Consider the following 2,534-nt stretch of genomic DNA (forward strand, 5'->3'; position numbering starts at 1 on the left):
CGGGGCATAATCTGGGGCACTTACCGCTCGATGCTTACTATTCGATTACAGAGATGCCCTAATAATGAAATTAAACGCACGACAAGTCGAAACTGCAAAACCCAAAGAAAAAACCTACAAACTTGCCGATGGTGGAGGTCTTTATCTAGAGATCACGTCACGCGGATCCAAATATTGGCGAATGAAGTACCGTCGCCCCACCGATAAAAAAGAAGACCGGATGGCGTTTGGTGTCTATCCCGCCGTATCATTAGCCGAAGCTCGTACTAAACGCGATGAAGCTAAAAAGCTGATGGCACAGGGCATTGACCCTAAAGCAGAGAAAAAAAGTCCATCTTCTCCGGCCAAAGTGAATACCTTTGAACAAGTCGCCCGTGCTTGGCATGCCAGTAATAAGCGTTGGGATGAACATTACCGTCAGATAGTACTGCGTAGCCTTGAACAACATATTTTCCCCTGCATTGGCACACGCGATATTACCACATTACGCACTAGCCAACTTTTGGCCCCAGTCAGAGACATTGATGAACAAGGTAAGCATGACACTGCCCAGCGTTTACGCCAACGCATCACTTCGATTATGCGATACGCTGTCCAGAATGATATTCTGGAATTCAACCCAGCTAACGACATGGCAGGCGCACTCACTACTGCAAAATCTCATCATCACCCGGCTCTGCCCCATGAATGTTTGCCTGATCTCATGAAGCGCTTATCTTCCTATCGTGGGCGCTTACTATTCAAGATCTCCGTTGAACTGACATTATTGACATTTGTCCGCTCCAGCGAGCTAAGATTTGCCCGTTGGCAGGAAATCGATCTTGAAAATGCCGTCTGGAAAATTCCTGCCACACGAAAACCCATCAAAGGTGTTCGCTTTTCTGAACGTGGTATGAAAATGAAGACTGATCACATTGTGCCTTTGAGTCACCAAGCGGTTTCACTTATCAAGTCCTTACACACACTGAGCGGCAACTGTGACGTGATGTTTCCCAGCGCTCATGGTTCCTCGAAAGTCATGAGTGCAAGCACTGTTAACAGAATATTACGCAACATAGGCTACAACACCCAAACCGACGTCTGCGGGCACGGATTCCGCACGATGGCGCGTGGTGCAATGGGAGAATCCGGCCTGTGGAGCGATGATGCCATCAAGCGCCAGCTCAGTCATATCGAACGAAACAACGTCCGGGCGGCGTATATTCACACCTCTAAACATCTGGACGAACGGCGGCTGATGGTGCAGTGGTGGGCGGATTATCTGGATGCGAACCGGGAAAAGTCAATCACACCCTATGATTTCGCCAAACCACTGCGCGACAGAAAAAACCGCTAGTACAATTTGCAACCCGTTAATTTTCATCGGGAGAAAAACAATTAACGCTGTTCATTAAGTCTTGCTTTTTAAATAATCCGCCTGTCATCAAACAACGTCCACGATGATATTTCAGGGACTGGGTAACAGGAGAAGTGACATGACAGTGGCAGCATTGAAAACAAGCCTGATTCGTTTGCCAGAAGTGCAACGCAGAACGGGTTACAGCAAGGCGTGGATCTACAAACTGATTAGTGACGGTGCATTCCCGCAGCAGGTCAAGATTGGCCCACGTTCCGTTGCTTTTATTGAAGCAGAGATTGATGACTGGATTGCCCAGCGTATTGCTGAATCACGGGCGGCATAACACAGAAAAGAAGATGACATAAGAAACGTAACATAAAACACAACGCCCCAGTGTGCGGGAACACATCTGAGGCGTCTGACCAACAACCATTAAGCAAGGTAAAAATTATGGCTGATACACAGCATACCCAAACTCGACCTAAATTTACAGCTCAAAAAACAACAAGCAACCACAAACCGCTTGATCTTATCCAAACCGTCAAAACTTCGGCTATGTACTCATGGCAAAACCTGTTGCCCGCCTGCGGTATTGATGTTCCGGCAAAGGGTAAACATGGTGCTTGTCCTATTTGCGGTGGCACTGACCGTTTTCACTTTATTGACGATCACCATCACGGCAACTGGCACTGTCGCCAGTGTGACGCGCCAAACTATGGCGATGGGCTGGATTTAGTGGCAAAAACCAAAGGGATCTCTGTTACTGAGGCGGCAAAAGTTGTCGCTAACGTACTGGCACTACCTTTGCCAGCTCCCAAGCCAGCCAAAGAAACCCATTGTCCAACACAACCGATTGCCGAAAGAGTAGCGGCACTGATGGCGCAAACTGTCGCCGGGCAATCACCCTATCTGACTGCAAAGGGTCTGCAACATCTTGATCAGCGGCTACTGTTTGATAATTCGACAGTGTTGGCACTGACAACTCTGGATAAAAAAGTCACAGGTGCTCAAATCATCAAACCCAATGGCGAGAAAAAATTTTTCCCCGGCAGCCAGAAAAAAGGGGCGTTTATTCCCTTGACAGCGCTGGAAGAGCATCCGGAGACGGTAATTATCACCGAAGGTTACGCCACAGCACTCACGGTTAACCAGCTCTATAAAGGCACTGTTCTGGCGGCGCTGGATGAGGGCAATT

The 2,534-nt window shown here is 48.2% G+C and carries 3 protein-coding genes; all 3 read left to right on the forward strand.

Features of this window, described 5'->3' with window-relative positions; translation table 11 throughout:
* The first annotated feature begins 64 nt into the window (after positions 1-64).
* Positions 65-1,336, forward strand: coding sequence for a tyrosine-type recombinase/integrase (locus Xedl_RS17955; protein WP_074025127.1), 1,272 nt, complete (start codon positions 65-67; stop codon positions 1,334-1,336).
* A gap of 139 nt (positions 1,337-1,475) precedes the next feature.
* A complete protein-coding gene (locus tag Xedl_RS17960; protein WP_074025128.1) occupies positions 1,476-1,682 on the forward strand; it encodes a helix-turn-helix transcriptional regulator in 207 nt (68 codons plus the stop codon).
* A 107-nt stretch (positions 1,683-1,789) separates the two neighbouring features.
* On the forward strand, positions 1,790-2,534 hold a 745-nt coding region (locus Xedl_RS17965; protein WP_279625374.1), incomplete at its 3' end, for a primase-helicase zinc-binding domain-containing protein.

Source organism: Xenorhabdus eapokensis, from assembly GCF_001908105.1.